Here is a 24,978-nt window from a genome sequence, read left to right as displayed (position 1 = left end):
CCGCCGGGCCGGATCCGATGTCGCGGCCCGTCGGCGCCGGTCAGTGGCCCCGCAGACCCCGGTCCACGGCCGTCATCAGCTCGCCGTCGGCGGTGTCCGCGTCCAGAGACCAGAACATCGCGCCTCCGAGGCCGTGTTCGCGGATGTAGCCGGTCTTGGCGCGCAGCACCTGCGGGTCGTCGTACGTCCACAGGGTGGTGCCGTCGAAGAGCCAGGCGTGCCCGCCGCGCCGGTCCCGGTGGACCTGGTAGGTCCCGGAATCGGCCAGCTTCTTCAGCGCCTTGTAGTCCTCGTACCCCGCCGACCAGGTGGCGGGCGCCGGCCCGGTGGCGGGCTGCCCCATGCCGTCCCCGCCGCCTCTGACGCCCGTCCAGCCCTGCCCGTAGAACGGCATGCCCATCACCAGCTTGTGCGCGGGCGCGCCGCGCCGACGCCAGGCGTCCACCGTGCCGTCCACGCTGAAGTCGCCGCGGGCGTAGAGCGCGGACTGCTGGGCCGTGGTGGACTCGCCGGAGACGTGGAAGTCGTAGCCCTGGAGGGTCACGAAGTCGAGGTCGTGCATGATCCGGCGGACGTCGAAGCCCGCGTCGATCTTGGCGGGCGCGGTTGGGACGAAGGCCGTCAGCTCGTAGGGGGACTTCCGCTTCTGGCCGCCCGCGTACGCGTCGAGCTGCGTGCGGAACTCCTTGACGAGCTCGGCGAAGTTGCGCTTGTCCTCGGGCCGGAACTTCGTGTCCGCGTCACCGGCGGAGCCGGGCCACTCCCAGTCGAGGTCGATCCCGTCGAACAGCCCGGCGGCCGCGCCCGCGCCGCCGCGGGTGCCGTCCTGCGGCAGGTTGCCCTTGATGTAGAGGTCGATGCACGACTCGACGAACGCCTTGCGGGAGGCGGAGGTCAGGGCCGCGTCCGAGAAGTGCGTGGACCAGCTCCAACCGCCCAGGGAGATCAGCACCTTGAGGCCGGGGTGCTTGGCCTTGAGCTCACGGAGCTGGTTGAAGTTGCCGGCGAGCGGCTGCTCCCAGGTGTCGGCGACCCCGTCCACGGAGTTCTCGGCGTCGAGCGGGCGGACGTAGTCGGCCCAGGCATCGGCCTCGCCCGGCACGTTCCCGGTGAAGCACTTGCCCTCCGCGCTGACGTTGCCGAAGGCGTAGTTGATGTGGGTGAGCTTGTCGGCGGAGCCGTTCGCCTCGAGGTCCTGGACCTGGAAGTCCCGTCCGTAGACGCCCCATTGGGTGAAGTAGCCGACCTTCTTGTACGAGCGGTGGTCGCCGCCCGCCGTGTCGTCCTGTGCCGCGCCGGCGGCGGGGGCGAAGGCGGTCAGCAGGGAGAGGGAGCAGGCGGCGACGGCCAGTCTGCCGAGCATGCTGCGGCGCATGGGCTTCCTTTGCGGAGGCGGGAGCGGGGCGTGAGCGCGTGCGCGGTGCATGCCGGAAACTATTGGTCTGGACCAGAGTGGTCAAGGGGGTGGCGGAAACTCGCCTGCCACGGGTGAAGGAGTGGCGGGAGGCTGCGGGAGGTTACGGGAGGCTCCACTGGCCGACGTCGTCGGCCAGGCCGCCGTTCAGGGCGAACTGCACGGCCGCCGGGACGGCGTCCTGCGGGAGCCGGAAGGTGACGAAGCCCTCGGCCGAGCCGCCGGGGCTGAGGGTGACGGTGTCCGGGAAGGAGGCCCCGGCCGTCGTCGGGCTGTTGAGGCCGGTGAACCGCTTCCCGGCGGTGTCCAGCAGGTGCGCGGCCGGCGCGGGGGAGTCCTTGTACACGGCGGTCCCGGTGTTCTCCAGCCGGAAGCGGACGGCGAGCAGCCGGGTCGAGGCATCGGGCGCCGGGCCCTCCGGGTCGGCCGGGACCGCGGGGTCCACCACCTGTACCAGGGTGACGTCGAGCCGCTGGCCGGGCTCGTTCCCGGCGAGGGAGACGGTCTCGCCCGACCCGCCGGGGGCTGCGCCCAGCAGCGCCGGGCCGAGGAGGGCGAGCGTGGCCAGGGCGCCGCGCAGGCGGCGCCGGGGCATGGAGGCACCTGCGGATCCACCGATCACCCTGTCCACGATCCTCTCCCGCCGGGGGTCCCGCCACCCGCACGGTCACGCGACTTCCACCCGCATGACCCCGGAAATTGGTGGATCTTCAGGCTGCTCCGTGCCATGGTTGGTCCCACCGAAGGGGTGTAGCTCAGCTGGTCAGAGCAACGGTCTCCAAAACCGTAGGCCGCAGGTTCAAATCCTGCCGCCCCTGCCATCAGTTCATCGTGACGTGCCGTCGGGCCGGACCCCCAGGGTCCGGCCCGACGGCACGTCAGGCCACTGCCTCTGGCAGACTGGCCCGCGTTACCCCAGGCGGTGCAGGACAGGAAACCGGTGCGATTCCGGTGCGGTCCCGCCACTGTGACCGGCTCATCCCCCGTGGGGGAGGCCGGGAGTCAGACACTGACGCACCGCCTCTGCTCGCTCCTTCACGTCGACCAGGGGACGCGGATCCCCCGGAGAGGCCCTGCCATGTCGCGTTCCCGCGCTCGCGCCGTCCTGCGCGCAATCACCCCCTCGCGTTCCTGATACCCCTGGCCGCCTGCGCCGGTTCACCCGCCGAACGGCAGGCCAAGGCCGCGGGATCGTCCGCCGAGGCGCCCGGGTTCCCGTACACCGTCACCAACTGCGGTCTCAGCAGCACCTACCAGACCCCGCCGCAGCGTGCCGTGACCATGAACCAGCACGCCACCGAGGTGCTGCTCGCCCTCGGCCTGGAGGACCGGATCGCCGGTTCCGCCTACCTCGACGACGCCGTGCTCCCCGCCTACCGGCCCGCCTACGACAAGATCAAGGTGCTGGCCAAGGAGTACCCCTCCAAGGAGATCCTGCTCGGCGCGAACCCCGACTTCGTCTACGGGGGCTACTCCAGTGCCTTCGACAAGGGGCAGGGCCGCGACCGCGAAGGTCTGGCCAAAACCGGTGTCAACACCCGGCTCAACGTGGAGAACTGCGCCGGGGGCCCGGTCGGCCTCGACCAGCTCAAGACCGAGATCACCGAGGTGGCGCGGACCTTCGGCGTGCCCGAGCGCGGCGCGAAGCTCATCGAGGACGAGCAGCGCCGCATCGACACCGTGACCGCCCGGGTGAAGGACAAACCGCGGCCGTCCGTCTTCGTCTACGACTCCGGCGAGGCCTCCGCCTTCACCGCCGGGGGCGACGGCATCGGCAACCAGATCGTCTCCCTCTCCGGCGGGACGAACGTCTTCGCCGACCTCAAGGACACCTTCGGCGACGTGTCGTGGGAGAAGGTCATCGAGCGCAAGCCCGAGGTCGTCCTCATCTACGACTACGGCAGCACCACCGTCGAGTCCAAGAAGCAGCGCCTGTTGAACGACCCGGCCCTCGCCGAGGTTCCCGCGATCAAGAACCGGCGGTTCGTCGTACTGCCGCTCTCCTCGGCCGTCCTCGGGGTGCGCGTCGCCGACGCCGTCGAGTCCCTGGGCCGCCAGCTGCACCCCGACGCAGCGTGAGGCGGCGCCGGACCCCGGCTGTCCTCGTCCTCCTCGCCGCCCTGCTGGCGGCGTCCGCCGTCGCCGGGCTGGCCCTGGGGCCGGTACGGATCGCCCCCGGCCAGGTCCTCGACATCGTGCTCGGCGGCCTGACGGGCGAGCGGCGCACCGGGGCGTTCGCCTCCATCGTGTGGGACGTCCGGATGCCGAGGGTGCTCCTCGGGGCCGTCGTCGGCGCCGGGCTCGCCGTGGCGGGCACCGTGCTCCAGGCCCTCGTACGCAATCAGCTCGCGGATCCCTTCCTGCTGGGGGCGTCGTCCGGGGCCTCGGCGGGAGCCGTCCTCGTGATCGTCTTTGGCGCGGGCGCGGGCGCGGGCTCGGGTGCGGGTGCCGGTATCGCGGGTGTCGCGGGCGGGCTCGGCGTGCCGTTCGCCGCGTTCGCCGGGTCGCTGGGCGCGCTCGTCGCCGTCTACGCCATGGCACGGCGCGGGGGAGCCATGACCACCGGCCGGCTGATCCTCGCCGGCGTCGCCGTCCAGTACATCCTGTCCGCGCTCACCAGCCTCGTCCTGGTGCTCGCCGCGCACCCCGACCAGGTCCGCTCCGTCCTCTTCTGGACGCTCGGCGGCCTAGGCGGGGCCCGCTGGGACGAACTGGCCCTGCCCGCCGTCGCACTGCTCGCCGGCACGGCGCTGCTCATCGCCCTCGCGCGGCCGCTCGACCTCCTCCTCGCGGGGGAGGAGGGCGCGCACACCCTCGGCCTGGACACCGGACGCTTCCGGGCCGCCGTCTTCGTCCTCACCTCCCTCGTCATCGGCGTACTCGTCGCCTACAGCGGGGCGATCGGCTTCGTCGGGCTGATGATCCCGCACGCCGCCCGGATGGTCGTCGGCGCCGGGCACCGGGCGCTGCTGCCGGTGGCCGCGCTGGGCGGGGCGGTGTTCCTGACGCTGGCCGACCTGGTCGCCCGTACGGCCGCGGCGCCCGAGGAGATCCCGGTCGGCGTGGTCACCGCCCTCGTCGGCGGGCCGTTCTTCCTGTGGATGCTGCGCCGCTCCACCCGCACCGAGGGGATGACCGGATGACCGTGATCGCGGCGCAGGCGCTGGAACTCGCCGTCGAGGGCATGCGTTACGAAACAGAAGGGCACACGCTGCTGCACGGTGTCGACCTCACCGCCCGCCCCGGCGAGACGGTCGGCGTGGTCGGCCCCAACGGCAGCGGCAAGACCACCCTGCTGCGCTGTGTGTACGGCACCCTGCGGCCCACCGCCGGCCGGGTCCTGCTGGACGGCGCCGACGCGGGCCCGCTCACGGTCAAGGACCGGGCGCGGCGCGTGGCGGTCGTCCCGCAGGACGCGAGCGGCACCTTCGGGCTGACCGTTCGCGAGGTCGTCGCCATGGGGCGCAGTCCGCACAAGCGGTTCTGGGAGCAGGACGGTCCGGACGACGTCCGGCGGGTGGCCGAGGCCTTGGAGACCGTCGGCGCGGGCGCCTTCGCCGCGCGCCGCTTCGACGAGCTCTCCGGCGGCGAACGCCAGCGCGCCCTGGTGGCCCGCGCCCTCGTCCAGGACCCCGGCCTGCTCGCCCTCGACGAGCCGACCAACCACCTGGACATCCGCTACCAGCTGGAGATCCTCGGCCTGGTCCGCGCCCTGCCCGCCACCGGGCTGCTGGTCCTGCACGACCTCAACCTCGCCGCCGCCTTCTGCGACCGGCTGTACGTGCTCGACGGCGGCCGGGTGGTGGCCTCAGGCCCGCCGGCCGGGGTACTCACCGAGGAACTGCTGGCCGAGGTGTACGGGGTGCGCACCCGCATCGGGGTCCACCCGGACACGGGCGCACCGAACATCGTCTACCTTCACTCGGCCGGGGCTACGCGGCCCCGTCCTCCTGGTAGCCGTACGGGCGGGTGATGATCTCCATCCCGTGCCCGGCCGGGTCCGTGAAGTAGACGCCGCGGCCCCCGTCGTTGTGGTTGATCTCGCCGGGGTGCTTTCCGTGCGGGTCGGCGTAGTACGCGACCCCCGCCGACCGGATCTTCTCGAAGGCCGCATCGAACTCCTCCTCGGAGAGGAGGAACGCGTAGTGCTGCGGGGTGATGGACCCGGCCGGGATGGTCGCGAAGTCAAGGGTGACGCCGTTGGCGGTCTCGACCGGGATGAAGGGGCCCCACTCGGTCCCGACCCGGAGGCCGAGGACGTGCGCCAGGAACTCGGCGGACTCCCGGTTGTCACGGGAGTGGATGATCGTGTGGTTCAGTGCGACTGACATGGGTGAATGCCTCCGAAAGGCACTTCGCGGCTACCTCCATGCCTCACCCAGCCGGTGACCGACACGCGATGCCGCGATCACGATCCTAAACACCGCTCCCGGGTGAAGTCCACCGGTTCAGGCCGATGGCCGCCGCCCTCACGCGCCCCCGTACACCGCCTTGAGGTTGTCCTGCGCCGGGTGCGTCCGGCCCGCCGGGCCCGCCGCGAACACCCGGAGCAGGTTCTCCGTCACCCGGGTGGTCAGCGCCCCGGACCGCGCGTCCAGGCCGTGGTTGGCGCCACTGCGGCCGTCGCCCGACGCGTCGAGGGCCTCCACCCAGCGCATCGTGCCGGTCGCGAAGACCCCTGCCCCACTGGGCGCCGTGTAGTACGCCGTGTCCTGATGGCTGGGCCTGCCCTCGCAGACCACGGGGGAGTGGGCCAGGATCTCGATCGGCCGGGGCGTCGGGAAACCGGTGTCGACCTTGTCGTACTCCACCCCCACCAGGTGCTCGAACCGGTCGCCGGCCTTCGCGCCGGTTCCCTCGAACAGCCAGTGGCCGGGGTGGGTCACCACGTACGGGGCGTCCACCGGGTAGCCGTCGTAGATCACGCCCAGCAGCGAGCTCTCCGGATCCGCGCCGGGCGCCGAGCGGAAGTCCACCGTCGCGGGGTGGCCGCGCTTGAACCCGGGGTCCTGGTCGTAGGCGGACTTGTAACAGACGAGCGTGCGGTCCGGCCCCAGGTCCGAGGCCTCCAGCCGGATCCGGCGGAAACAGCAGTTCGCGCCCAGGACCGCGATGTTGGTGCCCGCGTCGCGGGCGGCCGTGAAGTGCGCCCGCTGGTCGGGCGACCAGTACTCGTCGTGCCCGAGGGAGAGCACCGCCGAGGCCCCTTCGAGCAGCCGCTTCTCCCGGGCCACGTCGGTGGTCGTCGTGTACGCGAGGGGTATGCCGAGCCGCTCGGCGAGCGCGATCAGCGGGGCCTCGTAGACCAGGAGCAGGCCCGCGCCGTCGTCGTACTCGTACGGCCGGTCGAAGGAAACCGAGAGGGAGCGCGTCGCATAGCCGCCGCCCGGTCCGTCGTAACTGCCGTAGCCGCCCCACCGGTTGTAGGCCTGCCAGGTCGCCACCGCGTTGACCACGACCGTACGGCCGGCCGTCGCCGCCGAGCGGACGGTGACCGGCACGAACCGCTGGCCCTCCCCGCCCTGCGCGTCGAGCCGCAGCAGGTAGCAGCCCTCGGGCCAGTCCTTGGTGTCGACGGTGGTGGTACGGGCCCACCGGGTGCGGACCATCCGGGTTCCGGAGTCCACCGTGTGCTCGGGCTGCCGCACCCCGGGCAGGGCCTCGGAGCGCCACACCAGGCGGGCCCGGGCTCCGCCGTACCAGCCCATCCGGTAGGCGGAGACGGTGAACCGGGGCGCGGTGGTGGACACGTACAGCCCGAAGGACTCCCCGGGCAGGACGCTGACCCGGTCCGAGAAGCCCTCGATGGCGCGGGCCGCTCCGGCCTTGGTCACCGGCCAGTCGGCGTTGCCCGGACGGGCGTTCTCGGCCTTGACGTCGAAGCCCGCCGGCCCGGGCGACGGCTTCCCGCTCGCCGCCCGTGACCCGCCGGCCGCCGCGTCACCGCCCTGCCCGTCCGCCCCGCCGTCCCCGCTCGCGCAGCCAGCCACGGCCCCGAGCCCGGCCGCCGTGGCCGCCCCCGTCGCGATCGCGAGGAACCGCCGCCTGCCTGCGCCTTCGCCATCCCCGGATATGTGCTCCTGATCCATGGAGGGCACGTTATGTCACCCTTCCGCCCCCACTCCCACCGCCCCGCCCGGCCCCGTACCGCCCGTCGGCGCCTAGGCTGACCCCCTGCCCTGCCACGCCTCAACCGACCCTGGGGGAAAGCGATATGACGTACGACGCCGTACACGACCTGGGTGCCGTCCGGCAGCTGTGGCAGCTGCTGGAACCCGTCCACGCGATCGTCTGCTTCGCTCCCGAGTGCTACGAGGAGGCCGCGGCCCTCGGCTACCCCACGGACGAGCGATGGCCGATGTACTTCGTCTTCCGGGCCGCCCCGCTCGGGCCGGCCGAAGCAGAGCTGGTCAGCGCCCTCTTCTACTCCTTCAGCCCGCGCATGGTGCAGCGGTACGTCGACCGTGCCTGGCACACCGCCCCGGCGGACCGGGTACTCGAGGCCCGCGCCACCGCGGCCCGGCGCGCCCTCGACACCCTGCTGGGCGAGCGCACGGCCTCCCCGGACCTGGCCGAGGCGGCGCGCCTGGCTCGCCGCGCCGCGCAGGCCGCCGCAACGGCGGGACGCCCGCTGGCCGCCGCCAACGCGTCCCTGCCCTGGCCCGAGGCGCCGCACTCCGTGCTCTGGCACGCCGCCACGATCCTGCGCGAACACCGGGGCGACGGCCACCTCGCCGCCCTCCAGGCTCACCACCTCGATCCCGTCGAGTCCCTGGTCCTGCACTCCGGCGCCGGAGCCGCCCCGGCCGAGGCGTTCGAGAACCGCCAGTGGACGGCGGACGAGTGGAGCGCCGCCCGCGGCCGTCTCGCCGCCCAGGGCCTGCTGGCCGAGGACGGCACGGCCACCCCGGCGGGACTGGCACTGCGCACCGCGGTCGAGAAGCTCACCGACCAGCTCGCCGCCGCCCCGTGGGCCGCGCTGAGCCCGCAGGAGGTGGCCCGGCTCGCCGAGCTGCTCCTCCCGCCGGTCCTCGACATCGTCGGAGCCGGGCTCCTCCCGGCCCAGGGCACCCTGGGCATCGGGATGAAGTACGACTACGAGAACTGACGCACCCCGCCGCACCACCCTTCAGTCCACGTGCTCGCGGTAGCGGTCGATCACCTCCCGCAGTACCTCCGTGCCGCCCCGGGCCCACAGGCCCGGGCTGAATATCTCCACCTCCACCGGACCCCGATAACCGGCCGCGTCGGCCAGCCGTCGGAAGCCCCGCAGGTCGATGGAACCGTCGCCCAGCTGCCCGCGCCCCAGCAGCACGCCTTCGGGGAGCGGAGTCACCCAGTCGGCCACCTGGACGGACACGATGCGCCCGCCCTCGCCCGCCCGGAGCAGATCGGCCGGCAGCCGCTCGTCCCACCACAGGTGGTAGGAGTCGGCCACCACCCCCACCTGCTCCGCCGGGAACGGCTCGGCGAGGTCCAGCGCCTGGCCGAGGGTGGAGACCACGCAGCGGTCCGAGGCGAACATCGGATGCAGCGGCTCTATCCCCAGCCGTACCCCGTGCGCGGCGGCCCACGGAGCCAGCTCGCCGAGTATCCCGGCGATCCGCCCGCGCGCCCCCACCAGGTCCCGGTCACCTCCGGGCAGCCCGCCCGAGACCAGGACCAGCGTGGCCGCGCCCAGTTCGGCCGCCTCCTCCACGGCCCGCCGGTTGTCGTCGAGCGCGGCCGTCCGACCGGCCGGGTCGGCGGCGGTGAAGAAGCCGCCGCGGCAGAGCGAGCTGACGCGCAGCCCCGCACCGGCTACCAGCTTCGCCGTCTCCCGCACCCCGAACGCCCGGACCGGATCGCGCCACAGCCCGACCGCGCCCACCCCCGCCGCCGCGCACCCGGCGACCAGCTCGGGCAGCGACCACTGACGGATCGTCTCCTGGTTGAGGCTGAACCGCGGCGGCGCCGGTGCCGGCTTCACGACGCCATCCCGTGCATCGCGAGCAGGCCGCGCATCCGGTCCTCGGCACGCTCGGGATCCGGGAACAGCCCCAGCCCGTCGGCCAGTTCGTACGCGGTCGCCAGATGGAGCAGGGGCCGCGCCGTCTCCAGCCCGCCGACCATCCTGAACTGCTCCTGGTACCCGGCCAGCCAGGCCAGCAGGACCACCCCGGTCTTGTAGAAGCGGGTCGGCGGGGCGAAGAGGTGTCTGGACAGGGGGACCGTCGGATCCAGCAGCTCCCGGAAGCCCGCGGCGTCCTCCCGGTCGAGGGCGAGCGCCGCCCGCGCGGCTATCGGGGCGATCGGATCGAAGATGCCCAGCAGCGCGTCGCTGGCCAGCTCCCCATCGCCCGCTATCAGTTCGGGGTAGTGGTAGTCGTCGCCCGTGTAGCAGCGCACCCCGGCCGGCAGCCGCCGCCGGATGTCCACCTCCCGCTCCGCGTCCAGCAGCGAGACCTTGATCCCGTCCACCTTCTCCGGACAGTCGGCGATGATCTTCAGGAGGACCTCCGTGGCCGCGTCGAGGTCGTGGTGCCCCCAGTACCCGGCCAGTGCCGGGTCGAACATCGGCCCCAGCCAGTGGAGTACGACCGGCCGCGCGCTCTGCCGGAGCAGGCCTCCGTACACCTCCAGGTAGTCCTCGGGGCCGCGAGCCGCGCCGGCCAGCGCCCGCGAGGCCATCAGTACCGCTCCCGCCCCGCAGGACTCGACGTGCGCGAGCTGTTCCTCGTACGCGGTGGTGATCGCCGTCAGTGAGTGCGCTTCATCCGGGGCGAGTTGGTCGGTGCCCGCCCCGCAGACGATCCGGCCGCCCACGCCCCTGGCCTCCGCCGCCGAGCGCCTGATCAGCTCCGCGGCGGTGGGCCAGTCCAGGCCCATTCCGCGCTGCGCCGTGTCCATCGCCTCGGCGACCCCGAGACCCTGCTCCCACAGCCGGTGGCGGAAGGCCAGCGTCGCCTCCCAGTCGACCGCGGGCTCTGCCGCGCCCTGCGGGGTCCGCGGATCGGCGACCACGTGCGCGGCCGAGTAGAACCTCCGGCTGTGGGCCGGGCCGCAGCTGAGCGGGGCGAAGGTGTCGGTGTTCGGCCGGTGCAGGCGGTACCCGCCGTCCGCCGAGGGGAGCCGGATGCTCACAGGGTCACCTCCGGCACCGGCAGCCGCCGGCCCTCGGCCGAGGACCGCAGGCCGAGCTCGGCGAGCTGTACTCCGCGCGCCCCGGCCAGCAGATCCCACTGCCACGGTTCGTCGAGGACGACATGGCGCAGGAAGAGCTCCCACTGGGCCTTGAAGCCGTTGTCGGCGGGGGTGTTGTCCGGCACCTCCTGCCACTGGGAGCGGAACGCCTCGGTCTGCGGCAGATCCGGGTTCCACACGGGCTTCGGGGTCGCACCGCGGTGCTGGATGCGGCAGTTCCGCAGCCCGGCGACGGCCGACCCGTGCGTACCGTCCACCTGGAACTCCACCAGCTCCTCGCGGTGCACCCGCACCGCCCACGAGGAGTTGATCTGGGCGACCGGGCCGCCCTCCAGTTCGAAGGTCCCGTACGCGGCGTCATCGGCCGTGGCCTCGTACGGCTTGCCCTCCTCGTCCCATCTGCGGTCTATGTGTGTCCGGGTCAGGGCCTGCACCGTGCGGACGCGGCCGAACAGCTCGTGCAGCAGGTACTCCCAGTGCGGGAACATGTCGGCGACGATGCCCCCGCCGTCCTGCGCGCGGTAGTTCCACGAGGGCCGCTGGGCGGGCTGCCAGTCCCCCTCGAACACCCAGTACCCGAACTCCCCGCGCACGGAGAGGACCTCGCCGAAGAAGCCGCCCTCGATCAGCCGCCTCAGCTTCAGCAGCCCGGGCAGGAACAGCTTGTCCTGCACCACGCCGTGCTTGATCCCGGCGGCCGCGGCCAGCCGCGCCAGCTCGAGCGAGGACGCGAAGGTCAGGGCGGTCGGCTTCTCGCAGTACACGTGCTTGCCGGCCGCCACGGCCTGCCGGATGGCCGTCTCACGGGCGCTGGTCACCTGGGCGTCGAAGTAGATCTCGACCTCCGGATCGGCCAGCACCGCCTCCAGGTCGCTGCTGACGTGTTCCAGGCCGTGCCGTTCGGCGATCTCCCGCAGGGCCGGCTCCCGGCGCCCCACGAGCACCGGCTCCGGCCACAGCACCGTGCCGTCTCCCAGTGGAAGTCCGCCCTGCTCGCGCAGGGCGAGCAGCGACCTGACCAGATGCTGGCGGTACCCCATGCGCCCGGTCACGCCGTTCATGGCGATCTTGATGGTCCTGCGGTCCACGGTGTCCTCCCCGTTCGATAGAAAGCGCTTTCACTTCGACCAGGCTAGGGCCGCGATCATCGCCAGTGCAAGACTCTTACGAGTGATAGAAAGCGCTTACCGAATCTGGGAGTATGGAGATCCACACACCGAATGAGACGATGACCGGAACAGGAGAAGGGGAGGTGCGCCATGGCGGTGACCCTGGCCGAGGTCGCGGTGCGCGCGGGGGTGTCGCCCGCCACGGTCTCGCGCGTGCTCAACGGCGGATATCCGGTGGCCGGCGGCACCCGGACCCGGGTGGAGCAGGCCGTCGAAGAGCTCGGCTACATCGCCAACGGGCCCGCCCGCGCGCTCGCGGCCGCCACCTCCGACCTCGTCGGCGTCCTCGTCCACGACGTCGCGGACAGCTTCTTCGGGATCCTCGCCGGGTCCCTGCAGAGCGCCCTCGCGCCCACCGGCCGGGGGAGGCCCGCCGCCTCGCGGTCGTCTGCAACACCGAGGGGGACCCCGCGGCCGAACTGGCCTACCTCGCCCTGCTGGAGGGCCAGCGGGCCGGCGGAGTCGTCCTCACCGGAGGCGCCCCCGAAGACCCCGGGCACACCGCGGCACTCGCCGCCCGCGTCGCCCGGCTGGCCGCGACCGGCGCGCCCGTGGTCCTGTGCGGACGCCCCCCGCTGCCCCTGCCCGCCGAACTGCCCGTCGCCACCCTCACGTTCGACGACCACGGCGGCGCCTTCCGCCTCGCCGAGCACCTGCTTGCTCTCGGACACCGGCGCATCGCCTCCATCGCCGGCCCGCCCGGTCTGAGCACCACCCGAGAGCGGCTCGCCGGTCACCGGGCCGCCCTGCGGCGGCACGACCCCCGCCTCGCCGAGGCCTGCGCCGAACTCACCGTGCACGCCGCTTTCACTCGCTCCGCGGGCTACGACGCCACCCGCGAACTGCTGCGCCGCGGAGCCCCCTTCACCGCGGTCGCTGCGGCCAACGACACCGTCGCCACCGGAGTCGCCGCCGCCCTGCGCGAGGCCGGGCTGCGGATTCCCGAGGACGTCTCCGTCGCCGGCTTCGACGACCTGCCGTTCTGCGCGGACACCGCCCCGGCCCTCACCACTGTCCGGGTCCCCCTGCGCGAGGCGGGCGCACTCGCCGCCCAGCTGGTCACCGGCCGCCGACCGCCGCCCCCGGGCGGGATCACCACCCTGCCCACCGAGCTGATGGTGCGCGCCTCCACCGGACCTGCCCCGGCCGAAAGGAGCCGCCCGTGAAGTACGCCATCTCCACGCTCGGCCTCCCCGGAACGCCCCTCGAGCGCAGTGCCGCCCTCGCTGCCGACCACGGGTACGACGGCCTGGAACTGCGTGCCCACCCCGAGGAGCCCCTGCACCCGGGCAGCCCGGCAGCCGAACGCGCCGCCGGACGGCGGACCCTCACCGCCGCCGGGGTCGCCGTCCTCGGAGTCGCGGGCTACGCCAAGGTGGCCGCGGCCGGTGCCGACGAGCCGGTCCTCGCCGAACTGCGAGCGCTGGTCCGGCTCGCCGCCGACCTCGAAGCCCCCTGCGTACGGGTCTTCCCGGGCGGCCGGGACCTGCCCGAGGCGACCGCCGACGCCAACGCCGTGCGCAGACTGCGCGCAGCGGCGCCCTTCGCCGAGCGGCACGGTGTGCGGATCCTGCTGGAGACCCACGACTCCCACCGCACCGGGGCCGCCGCCGCCCGGGTCCTGGACCAGGTCGCGCATCCGGCTGCGGGCGCGCTGTGGGACGTACTGCACACCTGGCTCGGAGGCGAGTCCCCCGAGCGGTCGCGGCAGGCCCTGGCCGCACACCTGGGCTACATACAGGTGAAGGACGTGGTCTCGGCGTACGAGCTCACCCCGCTCGGGCTCGGCGCCGGAGTACTGCCGCTGGCCGGAGTGGTGGCCGCCGCGCCGGCCGGCGGCTGGCTCTGCTGGGAGTACGAGAAACGCTGGTACCCCGAGGCGGCCGAGCTGCCCGGTCAGCTCGCCCGAGGGCGGGAGCACCTGGCGAAGCTGGTGGCGGGCAGCGCCCCGTGAGGTCAGGCCGAGCAGGCCGGCCCGGACCTCGGCCAAGATCGAATGCGCAATCCGATCGAAGTAATCAGTTCGGAGCGTGAGCGGCTCCGCCCGGCGGTCCCCGGCTCCGCCGCCCGCCCGAGCCCCGCCGGTCCCCCTAGGGGCGGATGGTCAGCCGCGGCAGCAGTTCCAGGTGCTGCCGGGGGCCCTCCTCCGGACCCTCGCCCGACAGCCGGTCCAGCAGCAGGTCCGCCGCGCGGGCGCCCACCTCGCGCTTGGCTGGCGCCACCGCCGACAGCGGTACGTCGGCCATCCCGGCGACCTCGTCGTCGTACGTGATCACGGCCAGGTCCTCGGGCACCCGCACCCCCGCGCCTGGAGCCGCGGGATCAGCATGATCGCGTCGGTGTCGCTGTGGATCAGGGCCGCGGTCACCCCGCCAGCGGACACCGCCTGGCACAGGTACTCCAGAGTCCGGGAGAACGCGTCCGCGTCCGAGAGCGGGCCCGGCCCGGCCGGCGGCCACGGAGGCGCGGGCTCCAGCCCGAGCGCGGCCACGGCAGCCTCGTACCCGGCCCGCAGCCGCGCCGTGGTGGGCGTGGTCCGGCTGGCCAGTGCGATCCGCCGGTGCCCCAGCCCCACGAGGTGCTGCACCGCCCGGGCCGCGCCGTGCGCGTGGTCGGAGGCCACCCGGTCCAGTGCCGCCGCCGGATGCCCCGGCGGCGCCCACCGCTCCACCAGGACGGTCGGAACCGGGAGTTCCACCGTCCAGGCCCCTTCCCCGGGCCCGGGCGACCCGGCCTCCCAGTTCGGGGTCAGCAGCAGCCCGTGCGCCCCGGTGGACAACAGCCGGTCCGCCTGGGTCCGGTCCTCGCCCGGCAGGTACCGGGTCAGCCCCACCGTCAGCCGGGCGCCGCGGGCCTCCACGGCCGCGCGGGCCCCTCGTACGACATCGGCGTAGTAGTACTCGGTCGTGGGCACCACCATCCCGATCACGAGCCCCTCGCCGCCACCGGCCGAAGCTCCGTGACCGGCCGTGGCCGAGGACCCGGCTTCCCCCGTGCCCGCCCGGCCGGCCGCCGGGGCCGCGCCCGCCTCCACCCGGCTGATCACCCCGTGCATCCGCTGGATCTCGCCCCGCGCCGCCATCGCCTCGATGTCCCGCCGCAGGGTGACGGGGGAGATGCCCAGCTCCCGGGCCAGGTCCGCGACGCGCACACTGCCCCGCGCCCGGACGAGCGCGAGCACCTGCGCCTGACGCTGGTCTACGTGTGGTCTCAAGGTGTCCCCCTGCGCTCTGCCGTTCCGTCAGCTCCATCATAGGCAATCGAACCGATCGATTCGATCGATTCCGATCAAATTGTCATTGACGGCGTGGTCGGTGCGTTCATATATTCGGCGGCGTCCCGCACTTCACGGCATCACGACCCTCTTTCGGGAGTCAGCGCATGCTCACGCACGACCAGGACGGATTCCGGCGCGCAGAGCGCCCCCACCGCATCGTCTCGGGGGCCCTGCACTACTTCCGGGTCCATCCGGACCTGTGGGAGGACCGGCTGAAGCGGCTGCGCGCGATGGGCGCGAACACCGTGGACACCTACGTCCCCTGGAACTTCCACGAGACCGCGCCCGGCAAGGCCGATTTCACCGGCTGGCGCGACCTCGGCCGGTTCCTGCGCACCGCCCAGGACCTCGGCCTCGACGCCATCGTCCGGCCCGGCCCCTACATCTGCGCCGAGTGGGACTTCGGCGGCCTGCCCGCCCGCCTCCTCGCCGTCGACGGCCTCCACCTGCGCTGCTCCGACCCCCGGTTCGAGGCCGAGGTGGACGGCTGGTTCGACCTGGTCGTCCCCGAGCTGCTGCCCCTCCTCGCGAGCCGCGGCGGCCCGGTCGTCGCCGTACAGATCGAGAACGAGTACGGCTCGTACGGCAACGACAGCCGCTACCGCGCCCACGTGGAGCAGGCCCTCGTAGAACGCGGCGTGGACTGCCTGCTGTTCACCGCCGACGGCCCCGAGGACGCCATGCTCCAGGGCGGCATGCTCCCCGGCCGGCTCGCCACCGCCACCTTCGGCGCCCGGCCTGCCGAGCGACTCGACGCCCTGCGCCGCTATCAGAAGACCGGCCCGCTCGCCGCGATGGAGTTCTGGATCGGCTGGTTCGACCACTGGGGCGAGGACCACCACGTCCGCGCCGTCGAAGACGCCGCCGCATCCCTCGACGAACTGCTCGCCACCGGCGCCTCCGTCAACCTCTACATGGCCCACGGCGGTACCAACTTCGGTTTCTGGGCCGGCGCCAACCACACCGGGTCGCGCCCTGGGAGGCCGGCTACCAGCCCACCGTCACCAGCTACGACTACGACGCGCCCATCGGCGAAGCCGGTGAACTCACCCCCAAGTTCCACGCGTTCCGCGAGGTCATCGCCAAGTACGTACCGCTGCCCGACACGCCGCTGCCCGAGCCGCCGCCGCGGATCACCCCCGCCCTCGCCACCCCCGCGGGCACCGCGCCGCTGCTGACCGCCCTCGACCTGCTCGGCGGCCCGCCGGTGCTGCGCCCGGCTCCCGAGTCCATGGAACGCCTGGGCCAGAGCCACGGACTGATCCACTACCGGACCACCATCACCGGCCCGCGCCCCGTCATGCCCGTGAAGATCGACGGCCTCGGTGACCGCGCGTACGTCTTCGCCGACGGAGTGCCGCTGGGCGTCCTCGACCGCAACGCGCCCGACGAGGGACTGGACCTGCCCGTCGGCGAGGCCGGCGTGGTCCTCGACGTCCTGGTCAGGGCGCAGGGCCGGGTCAACTACGGTCCGCTCCTGGACGACCGCAAGGGCATCTGGCGCGGCGTACGCCACGGCCACCAGCAGCTGTTCGAATGGGAGATCCGCCCGCTCCCGCTCACGGACCTCACCGGACTCGACTTCACCGCCGAAGGGTCCGCCGACGCCGACAAGGGCCGGCCCGTGTTCCACCGCTTCACCCACGGCCTCACCGGCGCACCGGCCGACGCCTTCCTCGACATGTCCGGCTGGGGGACCGGCCTGGTCTGGCTGAACGGCTTCCTCCTCGGTCACCACGACACCCCGCGCGGCCCGCAGCGCACCCTCTATGCCCCCGGCCCCCTGTGGAACACGGGCGAGAACGAGATCGTCGTCCTCGAACTCGAGCGCCCCGGCACCGAACTGCCGCTGCGCGACCAGCCCGACCTCGGCCGCCGCACCGTCGTCACGCTCGAGTGAGGGAGGGAGGATCTTCGCGTGACGGGGCTCTTCTAGACTGACCCGACGGCCGGTCAGGCATCGTACGAGTGCGGAGGCATGAAACGCATGCGCTATCTCTCCCTGGGCAGTTCGGGTCTACAGGTCTCCGCCGTCGGGCTCGGCTGCAACAATTTCGGCGGCCGCCTCGACGCCCAGGCCACCCGCGCCGTTGTCGACGCCGCGCTCGACGCGGGCATCACCCTCCTCGACACCGCCGACATCTACGGCGGCCTCGGCGGCTCCGAAAACCACCTCGGGCAGGCCCTCAAGGGCCGTCGGGACCAGGTCGTCCTCGCCACCAAGTTCGGCTACGCGGGCATGGACATGAAGTACGGGCCCGCCGCCGGGTCCCGCGGCGGCCGCGCGTACATCCGGCGGGCCGTCGAGGAGTCCCTGCGCCGCCTGCGCACCGACCACATCGACCTCTACCAGCTGCACAGCCCCGACCCGGCCACCCCGATCGCGGAGACCCTGGCCGCGCTCACCGAGCTCGTCGCCGAGGGCAAGGTCCGCTACATCGGCCACTCCAACCTCACCGGCTGGCAGCTCGCCGAAGCCGCCCACGTCGCCCGGGAGACGGGCGCGGCGTCCTTCGTCTCCGCACAGAACCAGTGGTCGCTGCTGGAGCGGTCGGCCGAGCGCGAGCTCGTCCCGGCGGCCCTGCACTACGGCGTCGGCGTGCTCCCGTACTTCCCGCTCGCCAACGGCCTGCTGACCGGCAAGATCCGCCGGGGCGCGCCCGTCCCGGCCGGCTCCCGCCTCGAAGGCCGCGACTCCTACCTCACCGAGGAACGGCTCGACGTGGTCGAAGCACTGGCCGCCCTCGCCGAGAAGCACGACCGCAGCGTCCTCGAACTCGCCATCGGCTGGCTCGGCGCCCAGCCCGGCTGCGCCTCCGTCATCGCCGGAGCCACCTCCGCCGAACAGGTGCGCGCCAACGCGGCCGTCGCCGACCGCCCGCTGGACGCCGAGCTGCTCGCCGAGATCGACGCCGTGGCGCCGGGCGCCCCGGCGTGAAGGGCATGCTGCGCTGCGCGGTCCTCGACGACTACCAGGAGGCCGCGACCTCGCTCGCCGACTGGTCCCCGGTCGCGGACCGGGTGGAGGTGGTCACCTACACCGACCACCTCTCCCACGAGGACCGGCTCGCGGCGCGTCTGGCCGGCTTCGACATCGTCGTCACCCTGCGCGAGCGCCTGGCCTTCCCGGCCTCCCTGCTCGACCGGCTGCCCCGCCTCAAGCTGCTCGTCGCCAGCGGAATGCGCAATTCCGTGATCGACTACGCCGCCGCCGCGCGCAACGGGGTCACCGTCTGCGGTACCGGCAGTTCCTCGACCCCGCCCGTCGAGCTGACCTGGGCCCTGCTGCTGGGCCTGGCCCGCGGCCTCGTCCAGGAGAACAACGCCCTGCGCGCGTACGGCCCGTGGCAGAGCACGATCGGCGCGGACCTCCACGGCCGCCGACTGGGCCTCCTCGGGCTCGGCAAGATCGGCAGCCGAGTCGCCCAGGTCGGGCTCGCCTTCGGCATGGACGTGGTGGCCTGGAGCCAGAACCTCACCAAGGAGCGGGCCGCGGAGGTGGGTGTGGCCCTCGCCGGGTCCAAGGAGGAACTGCTGGCCGGCAGCGATTTCGTCTCCGTCCACCTCGCCCTCGGCGACCGCACCCGAGGCCTGATCGGCGCCGCCGAGCTGGCGCTGATGAAGCAGAGCGCCTACCTGGTCAACACCTCCCGGGCGGCCATCGTCGACCAGGACGCGCTCATCGAGGCCCTGCGCGAAGGCCGCATCGCGGGCGCCGCCCTCGACGTCTTCGACACCGAGCCGCTGCCCGGTGACCATCCCCTGCGCACCGCCCCGAGGCTCCTGGCGACCCCGCACCTCGGCTATGTCACACGGGCCAACTACGCCACGTACTACGGCGAAGCCGTCGAGGACATCGCTGCCTTCCTCGACGGCTCACCCGTACGCGTCCTGCCCTAGTGCTGTGACCGGGGTTCTTCCGCTCAGGACGTGATGTCCTTGCGGGAGAACCCCCGGAAGGCGAGGGCGAACAGCACCAGCGCGTACGACACCGACACCGCCGCCCCCTTGATCATCCCGCCCCACTCCAGCTGCGGCTGCAAGGCGTCCGCCCACGCGAACTGCCAGTGCGCCGGCAGGAACTCGCGCCACGACCCGAGCGCGGTGACCGCGTCCAGCACGTTCCCGACGATCGTCAGCCCGACCGCACCGCCCACCGCGCCCAACGGCGCGTCCGTCCGTGTCGACAGCCAGAACGCCAGACCCGCCGTCACCAGCTGCGACACGAAGACGAAGGCGACCGCCAGCGCGAGCCGCGGCACGGTGTCCCCGGCGGCCAGCGCACCGCCCGTCGGGAGCTTCAGCGGCCCCCAGCCGTACGCGGCCGTGCCCGCCGCCAGCGCCACCACCGGCAGCAGCACCATCGCCGCCAGGCTGAAGCCGAGCGCCACCACCAGCTTGCTCCACAGCAGCCGCGCCCGCGGCACCGGCGAGGCCAGCAGATAGCGCAGCGAGGACCAGCTCGCCTCCGAGGCCACCGTGTCCCCGCAGAACAGCGCCACCGGCACCACCAGCAGGAAGCCCGCCGAGACGAACAGGCAGGTCGCCGCGAAGTTCGCGCCCGAGGCCGTCGCCGTGTCGATCAGCGTGATCCGGCCGTTGCCGCCACCGGGGCCGTCCGGTCCGCCGCCCACCGCGAACGCGATGAGCATGATGAACGGCAGCGCGGCCAGCACCCCGAACATCACCAGCGTCCGCCGCCTGCGCCACTGCCGCAGGGCCTCCACTCGCAGCGGCAGCGTACGGCCGGCCTGGTAGCCCGGGGCCACCTCCTGTACGGCGCTCATGCCGAACCTCCGATCAGGGTGAGGAACGCGTCCTCCAGTCGCCGGTGCGGTCCGACTGCGCTCACCGGCACCTCCAGCCGTACGAGTTCGGCGATCAGCCCGGCGGCCGTCGCGCCGTCGAGCCGTACGAGGAGCCCGTCATCGGCGGCCACCACGGAACCCACTCCCTCCAGGGTCGCGACTTTCTCGACGACCATCTCGTCCACCGGCCCGGCCAGTGTCACCAGCAGGGTGTCCCCGCCGCCGGTGATCTCAGCGACCTCTCCCGCCCGCACCAGCCTGCCGCGGTCCATGACCACCAGGTGCGTACAGGACTGTTCCACCTCCGACAGCAGGTGGCTGGAGACGATGACCGTCCGCCCGCCCGCCGCGTAGCGGATCATCACGTCCCGCATCTCCCGGATCTGCGGCGGGTCCAGACCGTTCGTCGGCTCGTCGAGGATCAGCAGGTCCGGCATCCCGAGCATGGCCTGGGCGATCGCGAGCCGCTGCCGCATGCCCTGCGAGTACGTGCGCACCGCGCGCTCCAGCGCGTCGCCGAGCCCGGCGATCTCCAGGGCCTCCGCCATGTGGGCGTCCTCGGCCGGGCGGCCGGTGGCCTGCCAGTACAGCTCCAGGTTCGCGCGGCCCGTCAGATGCGGCAGGAACCCCGCGCCCTCCACGAAGGCCCCGACCCGCGACAGCACCGGCGCCCCGGCCCGCACCGCGTGCCCGAACACCCGGATCTCCCCGGCGTCCGGCGAGATCAGCCCCATGAGCATCCGCAGGGTGGTGGTCTTCCCGGCCCCGTTGGGCCCGAGCAGTCCCAGCACCTGCCCCTTCTCCACCCGGAACGACAGGTCCCGCACCGCGTACCGGTCCTCTGCCTTCGCGTACCGCTTCGTCAGTCCGGTGATCTCCAGCGGTACGCCGGCCAGCGCGGCCTCCGGCTGCGGTACGCCGCCCCCGCCGCCCGCGGGCCCCCGGCCGGTCCTCCGGATTCCCAGCAACGCCGCGGCCAGCGCCGCCGCGCCCAGCGGCAGCCCCCACGTCCAGGCGGGCAGCCCCGCCGAGGCGGTCCGTACCCCTGCGGCCACGGGGACGGCCAGGGGGCCCTGAGCCGAGACCGTGTAGGTGGCCGGCGCGGCCGGGGTCGCGTAGCCCAGGTCGGTCGCGGCGACCACCAGCCGCAGCCGGTGCCCGGCCTCGACGGCGTGGTCGATCGCGGGCAGCCGCAGCTCGACGGCCGTCTCCTGCTGCGCGTTCTCCACCCGCACCGGGGCGACCAGCTGACTCGGCAGCACCTGCTGGCGGCCGTCCGGGCCGACGTCGTACACCTTGCCGAACAGCACGGCCGAGCCGTCCGCAGCCGTCGACCTCACCTTCAGGGTGATGGCCGGCGCCCCGGTGATCCGTACCTCCTCGGTCAGCGGCTGCGATTCGAAGCGGGCGTTCTGCCCCGGGAAGTCCAAGGAGAGCCCGGCTCCGAAGGCCGCGAGCTGCCCGCCGATGCCCGGCAGGGAGGACAGCGCGGGAGGGGCGCCGCCCGCCGGATTGGCGAAGCTCTGCTCGCGCCCGGTCAGGGCGAACTCCTTCGGGTCCGAAGCGAGCCCGGGGTACCGCTCGCCGCTCGCGCCGCGCAGCTGCACCTGGCCGTCCGTCGAGTCGATGCCGCCGGAGCGCGAGACGCGGAACGCCGGGCCGGTGTCCGTGTTTCCGTCGGCCCCGCCGCCCTTGAGGTAGTGGTCGAACCAGGCCGCGACCCGCGCCCCGGTCCGGTCGGCCTCGCGCACGCCGCCGTCGTGTCCGCCGGCCGCCCAGTCCACGGAGACGGGCGCGCCGTTCGCCGCGATGGCCTTGGCCATGGCATCGGCCTGGTCCAGCGGAAAGAGGGAGTCGTCCTGGCCCTGCACGATGAGGGTCGGCACCTTGATCCGGGCGCCGACGGCCGACGGGCTGCGCTGCTCCAGCAGCGCCCGGGCCTCGGGGTCGGGCTTCCCGGCCACCGCGACCCGCTCGTACATCGCGCAGAGCTCGGGCTGGAAGCGCCCGCAGCCGGGGGCGGCGAGCGGATCGGGTGCCTGCGGGCCCTGCTGCGAGGGCTGCATGCCGCCCGAGGAGCCGGTGGTGAAGAAGATGCCGGCCCAGAGCTTCTTGAAGACCCCGTTCGGGAAGAGGGAGTCGGCCAGGTTCCAGTAGGTGATCTGCGGGGCGATCGCGTCCACGCGCCGGTCGTATCCGGCGGCGAGCAGCGAGACCGCCCCGCCGTAGGAGGCGCCGGCCACGCCGACGCGCGGGTCGCCGTCCGCGTCGAGCCGCACCTCGGGCCGGGTGGCGAGCCAGTCGATGAGCCGGGAGACGTCCTTGACCTCGTACTCGGGGTCGTTCAGCCCGATCCGGCCGCCGGAGCGGCCGAAGCCGCGCGCCGACCAGGTCAGGACGGCGTACCCGTCACGCGCCAACTGCTCGGCGTGGGCGCGCACATCCTCCTTGCTGCCGCCGAAACCGTGGCCGAGGAGCACAGCGGGACGTTTCTTCCCCTCGCCCGAGCTTTTGTCCGCGCCGTCGCCCGCGGTGAAGTACGAGGTGTCGATCGCGGCGCCGGGCATGTCCACCACGCGGTCCTCGCGGTGCACGGCCGGAGTGTCGCCGGCCGAGGCCGACACGAGCCACGGCCCGGCTCCCGCGACGACGGCGAGCGCGGCGGCGCCGGCGAAGAGGCGGACCCGGCGGCGCCTGGGCAGTCGGAGCTTCATACGGGAACCCTAAGCGCCAGGTGCTTCGCGCCCGAGCGTCCCCAGGGGGATGTCCCGCCCTTCCGCAGGAGTACACCGGCGGCCCCGTGTACCGCGCCTGCGGTATGCGGGGCGGCCGGATCCCGACCTGCGGGGCGCGCCGCCCGGCGGGAGGATGGCCGCATGCTGCTGGCCGAGGTCGCGCGCGTGTCCCGGGAGGTCGCCGACACCTCCGCCCGGTCCCGGAAGACCGCCCTGCTCGCGGAACTGTTCGCGGCCGCGCCCCCGGAGGAGGCCGCGTTGGTGATCTCGTACCTCGCCGGACGCCTCCCGCAGGGTCGGCCGGGCATCGGCTGGCGCGCCCTCGGACAGGAAGTGGAACCCGCGCCGGAGCCGACCCTGACCGTCCGGGCCGTGGACGCCGCGGTGACCGAGCTGGCGGCCGTCGCGGGCGCGGGATCGCAGGCCGGGCGCCGCCGGATCCTGGACGGCCTGCTGGGCGCGGCCACCGGGACCGAGCAGCGGTTCCTGCGCAGCCTGTTGTCCGGGGAGGTGCGCCAGGGCGCACTCGACGCGGTGGCCCTGGAGGGCGTGGCCGCGGCCGCCGGAGTACCGGCCGCCGACCTGCGCCGGGCGGTGATGCTGGACGGCTCGCTGCCCCGGGTCGCGGCGGCCGTCCTGGCCGGGGGCGCACCTGCGCTCGGCGGCTTCACCCTGCGTGTCGGGCAGCCCGTACAGCCCATGCTGGCGAGCACCGCGAAGTCGGTCGCCGAGGCCCTGGCCGCGCTGGGGCCCTGCGCGGTGGAGGAGAAGCTCGACGGGATCCGGGTCCAGGTCCACCGGGAGGGCGACGAGGTACGGGTGTACACGCGCTCCCTGGACGAGATCACGGACCGGCTGCCGGAGGTGGCCGAGCTGGCCCGGTCGCTGCCGGGGGAGCGGTTCATCCTCGACGGAGAGGTCATCGGCCGGGCCGCGGACGGCCGCCCGGTCCCCTTCCAGGAGATCGCGAGCCGGGTCGGCTCCCGAGTCGACGTCGAGGCCGCCCGGCGGACGCTCCCCGTGGCCCCGTACTTCTTCGACGTGCTGGCCGCCGGACAGGACGTCCTGCTCGACCTCCCGGTCCGCGAGCGGTACGAGACCCTCGCCGCGCTCGTTCCGGAAAGGGCCCGGGTCCGCCGTCTCGTGGTCGAGGACCCGCAGGCACAGGCGGCGGAGGCGGAGGAGTTCTGGGCCGAGACCCTGCGCCGCGGCCACGAGGGAGTGATGGCCAAGAGCCTCGACTCCGCCTACGCGGCGGGCCGGCGCGGCAAGAACTGGCTCAAGGTGAAGCCGGTGCACACCCTGGACGTGGTCGTTCTCGCCGCCGAATGGGGCCACGGGCGGCGCACCGGGCTGCTGTCCAACCTGCACCTCGGGGCGCGCGCCGCCGACGGGACGTACGCCATGCTCGGCAAGACCTTCAAGGGGCTCACCGACGAGATGCTGCGCTGGCAGACGCGGGCGCTGGGCGCGCTCGCCACCTCGGACGACGGCTTCACCGTGCGGGTGCGGCCCGAACTGGTGGTGGAGATCGCCTACGACGGCCTGCAGCGCTCCTCCCGCTACCCGGCCGGGGTCGCGCTGCGCTTCGCGCGGGTGCTCAGACACCGTCCGGACAAGAGCGCGGACCAGGCGGACACGGTGGAGACGGTGCTCGAAGGCGGCAGCGGCGGGTGATTCTTCTTCAGCGGGCCGTGGCAGTTTTGCCTCAGAGGCAAGACGGATTGCCAGGGAGGCAAGTCTCTGGCTCAATCGAGGCATGAACCCCGGTCCTGCCCCCGAGGAAGGGGGCGACGAGCTGCCGGCCGTGGCCCCGCAACTGCGCGACCTGCGCCGCCGCGCCGGACTCACCCTGGAAGCCGCCGCCGCGCGGGCCAGACTCTCGCCCGCCCACCTGTCCCGCCTGGAGACCGGCCGGCGCCAGCCCTCGCTGCCGCTGCTGCTCGCACTCGCCCGGACCTACGGTACGACCGTCTCCGAGCTGCTCGGCGAGACCCCGGCCGTCGCCGATCCCATCGTACGGGCAGGCGGTCCGGGTGCCCGCGAGGCCGACGGATGGACGTACTGGCAGGCGGGCGGTTCCGGGCGCGGGATGCAGGCCCTGCGCGTGCACGTACCCCAGGGCCGCGGCCCGGGCGAGCTGGTCCGCGTCCATCCCGGGGAGGAGTGGCTGTACGTGCTGGGCGGCCGGCTGCGGCTGCACCTGGGGGAGGCCGAGTACCTCCTGGATCCCGGGGACAGCGCCCACTTCGACTCGCTGACCCCGCACCGGATCACGGGGGCCGACCCCGGGGGAGCGGACCTGCTGTTCGTCCACACCCTGCTGCAGAGCAGCGTCGCCGGGCTGTGCCTGGGCGGCGCCACCACCACACACCACCGATAGCCGAGGAGC

19 protein-coding genes, 1 tRNA gene, 4 pseudogenes and 1 riboswitch are annotated in these 24,978 nt (G+C 73.5%); of the genes and pseudogenes, 14 read left to right on the top strand and 10 right to left on the bottom strand.

Annotation, left to right across the window (positions count from 1 at the left end):
* Positions 1-40: 40 nt before the first annotated feature.
* Both JIW86_RS06435 and JIW86_RS06430 read right to left on the bottom strand, forming a co-directional pair.
* Positions 41-1,375 carry a glycoside hydrolase family 18 protein gene (locus JIW86_RS06435; RefSeq protein WP_257552897.1) on the bottom strand — a complete coding sequence of 445 codons (1,335 nt, stop codon included), beginning with the start codon at positions 1,373-1,375 and terminating at the stop codon, positions 41-43.
* A gap of 142 nt (positions 1,376-1,517) precedes the next feature.
* The gene (locus JIW86_RS06430; protein ID WP_257552896.1) at positions 1,518-2,009 is read right to left on the bottom strand and encodes a DUF4352 domain-containing protein; all 492 of its coding nucleotides are present in this window, start codon (positions 2,007-2,009) and stop codon (positions 1,518-1,520) included.
* 149 nt (positions 2,010-2,158) lie between these two features.
* Here JIW86_RS06430 and JIW86_RS06425 point away from each other — a divergent pair.
* The 4 genes from JIW86_RS06425 to JIW86_RS06410 all read left to right on the top strand — a co-directional run bounded on the left by JIW86_RS06425 (position 2,159) and on the right by JIW86_RS06410 (position 5,387).
* A tRNA-Trp gene (locus JIW86_RS06425) sits at positions 2,159-2,235 on the top strand.
* 69 nt (positions 2,236-2,304) lie between these two features.
* Positions 2,305-2,447: riboswitch (cobalamin riboswitch) on the top strand.
* Positions 2,448-2,695: 248 nt separating this feature from the next.
* Positions 2,696-3,493 (top strand): ABC transporter substrate-binding protein, encoded by a 798-nt coding sequence (locus JIW86_RS06420; protein ID WP_257552895.1) that lies wholly within the window; start codon positions 2,696-2,698, stop codon positions 3,491-3,493.
* On the top strand, positions 3,490-4,557 hold the full coding sequence (locus tag JIW86_RS06415) for a FecCD family ABC transporter permease (protein ID WP_257552894.1): 1,068 nt from the start codon (positions 3,490-3,492) through the stop codon (positions 4,555-4,557). Before JIW86_RS06420 ends, JIW86_RS06415 begins: the two co-directional genes overlap by 4 nt.
* Positions 4,554-5,387 carry an ABC transporter ATP-binding protein gene (locus JIW86_RS06410; protein WP_416237529.1) on the top strand — a complete coding sequence of 278 codons (834 nt, stop codon included), beginning with the start codon at positions 4,554-4,556 and terminating at the stop codon, positions 5,385-5,387. Before JIW86_RS06415 ends, JIW86_RS06410 begins: the two co-directional genes overlap by 4 nt.
* Here the strand turns inward: JIW86_RS06410 and JIW86_RS06405 are convergent.
* Both JIW86_RS06405 and JIW86_RS06400 read right to left on the bottom strand, forming a co-directional pair.
* The gene (locus JIW86_RS06405) at positions 5,347-5,745 is read right to left on the bottom strand and encodes a VOC family protein (protein ID WP_215144121.1); all 399 of its coding nucleotides are present in this window, start codon (positions 5,743-5,745) and stop codon (positions 5,347-5,349) included. The genes JIW86_RS06410 and JIW86_RS06405 overlap by 41 nt on opposite strands.
* A 138-nt stretch (positions 5,746-5,883) precedes the next feature.
* The gene (locus JIW86_RS06400; protein WP_257552893.1) at positions 5,884-7,503 is read right to left on the bottom strand and encodes a N,N-dimethylformamidase beta subunit family domain-containing protein; all 1,620 of its coding nucleotides are present in this window, start codon (positions 7,501-7,503) and stop codon (positions 5,884-5,886) included.
* Between the two features lie 125 nt (positions 7,504-7,628).
* Here JIW86_RS06400 and JIW86_RS06395 point away from each other — a divergent pair, with 125 nt between their 5' ends.
* Entirely contained in the window at positions 7,629-8,522 is an 894-nt protein-coding gene (locus JIW86_RS06395; protein ID WP_257552892.1) for an SCO6745 family protein, read from the top strand.
* A gap of 21 nt (positions 8,523-8,543) precedes the next feature.
* Here the strand turns inward: JIW86_RS06395 and JIW86_RS06390 are convergent, their stop codons facing one another.
* From JIW86_RS06390 to JIW86_RS06380, 3 genes are read right to left on the bottom strand one after another with little or no spacing between them, the layout of a single operon-like run.
* Positions 8,544-9,383 (bottom strand): sugar phosphate isomerase/epimerase family protein, encoded by an 840-nt coding sequence (locus JIW86_RS06390; protein ID WP_257552891.1) that lies wholly within the window; start codon positions 9,381-9,383, stop codon positions 8,544-8,546.
* A complete protein-coding gene (locus JIW86_RS06385) occupies positions 9,380-10,537 on the bottom strand; it encodes a dihydrodipicolinate synthase family protein (RefSeq protein WP_257552890.1) in 1,158 nt (385 codons plus the stop codon). Before JIW86_RS06385 ends, JIW86_RS06390 begins: the two co-directional genes overlap by 4 nt.
* Positions 10,534-11,658 carry a Gfo/Idh/MocA family protein gene (locus tag JIW86_RS06380; protein ID WP_416237664.1) on the bottom strand — a complete coding sequence of 375 codons (1,125 nt, stop codon included), beginning with the start codon at positions 11,656-11,658 and terminating at the stop codon, positions 10,534-10,536. Before JIW86_RS06380 ends, JIW86_RS06385 begins: the two co-directional genes overlap by 4 nt.
* Before the next feature lie 198 nt (positions 11,659-11,856).
* Here JIW86_RS06380 and JIW86_RS06375 point away from each other — a divergent pair.
* A pseudogene (locus tag JIW86_RS06375) lies at positions 11,857-12,932 on the top strand (LacI family DNA-binding transcriptional regulator).
* A complete protein-coding gene (locus JIW86_RS06370) occupies positions 12,929-13,720 on the top strand; it encodes a sugar phosphate isomerase/epimerase family protein (protein WP_257552887.1) in 792 nt (263 codons plus the stop codon). The pseudogene JIW86_RS06375 and the gene JIW86_RS06370 overlap by 4 nt, the downstream one beginning before the upstream one ends.
* Before the next feature lie 136 nt (positions 13,721-13,856).
* Here the strand turns inward: JIW86_RS06370 and JIW86_RS06365 are convergent.
* Positions 13,857-14,980 (bottom strand): annotated as a pseudogene (locus JIW86_RS06365) (substrate-binding domain-containing protein).
* 167 nt (positions 14,981-15,147) lie between these two features.
* Here JIW86_RS06365 and JIW86_RS41615 point away from each other — a divergent pair.
* The 5 genes and pseudogenes from JIW86_RS41615 to JIW86_RS06350 all read left to right on the top strand — a co-directional run.
* Positions 15,148-15,951: pseudogene (locus JIW86_RS41615) on the top strand (beta-galactosidase); the annotation flags it as partial.
* Positions 15,846-16,085 (top strand): annotated as a pseudogene (locus tag JIW86_RS41610) (hypothetical protein); the annotation flags it as partial. The pseudogenes JIW86_RS41615 and JIW86_RS41610, both read left to right, overlap by 106 nt.
* A 165-nt stretch (positions 16,086-16,250) precedes the next feature.
* Positions 16,251-16,943, top strand: a complete 693-nt coding sequence (locus JIW86_RS41605; protein WP_322975605.1) for a hypothetical protein — start codon at positions 16,251-16,253, stop codon at positions 16,941-16,943.
* A gap of 87 nt (positions 16,944-17,030) precedes the next feature.
* Positions 17,031-17,981 carry an aldo/keto reductase gene (locus JIW86_RS06355; RefSeq protein ID WP_215144267.1) on the top strand — a complete coding sequence of 317 codons (951 nt, stop codon included), beginning with the start codon at positions 17,031-17,033 and terminating at the stop codon, positions 17,979-17,981.
* 5 nt (positions 17,982-17,986) lie between these two features.
* Positions 17,987-18,943: a D-2-hydroxyacid dehydrogenase family protein gene (locus JIW86_RS06350; protein WP_257559234.1), complete on the top strand. Its 957-nt coding sequence runs from the start codon at positions 17,987-17,989 to the stop codon at positions 18,941-18,943.
* A 23-nt stretch (positions 18,944-18,966) separates the two neighbouring features.
* On the opposite strand, the gene JIW86_RS06345 is transcribed toward JIW86_RS06350, so the two are convergent.
* Together JIW86_RS06345 and JIW86_RS06340 are read right to left on the bottom strand one after the other, a co-directional pair.
* Complete coding sequence (locus tag JIW86_RS06345; RefSeq protein ID WP_257552886.1) at positions 18,967-19,830, bottom strand: ABC transporter permease; 864 nt, start codon at positions 19,828-19,830, stop codon at positions 18,967-18,969.
* Positions 19,827-22,565 carry an alpha/beta fold hydrolase gene (locus JIW86_RS06340; RefSeq protein WP_257552885.1) on the bottom strand — a complete coding sequence of 913 codons (2,739 nt, stop codon included), beginning with the start codon at positions 22,563-22,565 and terminating at the stop codon, positions 19,827-19,829. Before JIW86_RS06340 ends, JIW86_RS06345 begins: the two co-directional genes overlap by 4 nt.
* A 162-nt stretch (positions 22,566-22,727) precedes the next feature.
* On the opposite strand from JIW86_RS06340, the gene JIW86_RS06335 reads away from it, so the two are divergent.
* Complete coding sequence (locus JIW86_RS06335) at positions 22,728-24,263, top strand: ATP-dependent DNA ligase (RefSeq protein ID WP_257552884.1); 1,536 nt, start codon at positions 22,728-22,730, stop codon at positions 24,261-24,263.
* A gap of 82 nt (positions 24,264-24,345) precedes the next feature.
* Positions 24,346-24,969: a helix-turn-helix domain-containing protein gene (locus tag JIW86_RS06330; protein ID WP_215144143.1), complete on the top strand. Its 624-nt coding sequence runs from the start codon at positions 24,346-24,348 to the stop codon at positions 24,967-24,969.
* The last annotated feature ends 9 nt before the right edge of the window (positions 24,970-24,978 follow it).

This window comes from Streptomyces sp. NBC_00162 (assembly GCF_024611995.1).
GTDB lineage: Bacteria > Actinomycetota > Actinomycetes > Streptomycetales > Streptomycetaceae > Streptomyces.
The sequence above is the reverse complement of the archived record's forward strand: the minus strand, read 5'-3'. Positions and strand labels throughout refer to the sequence as shown.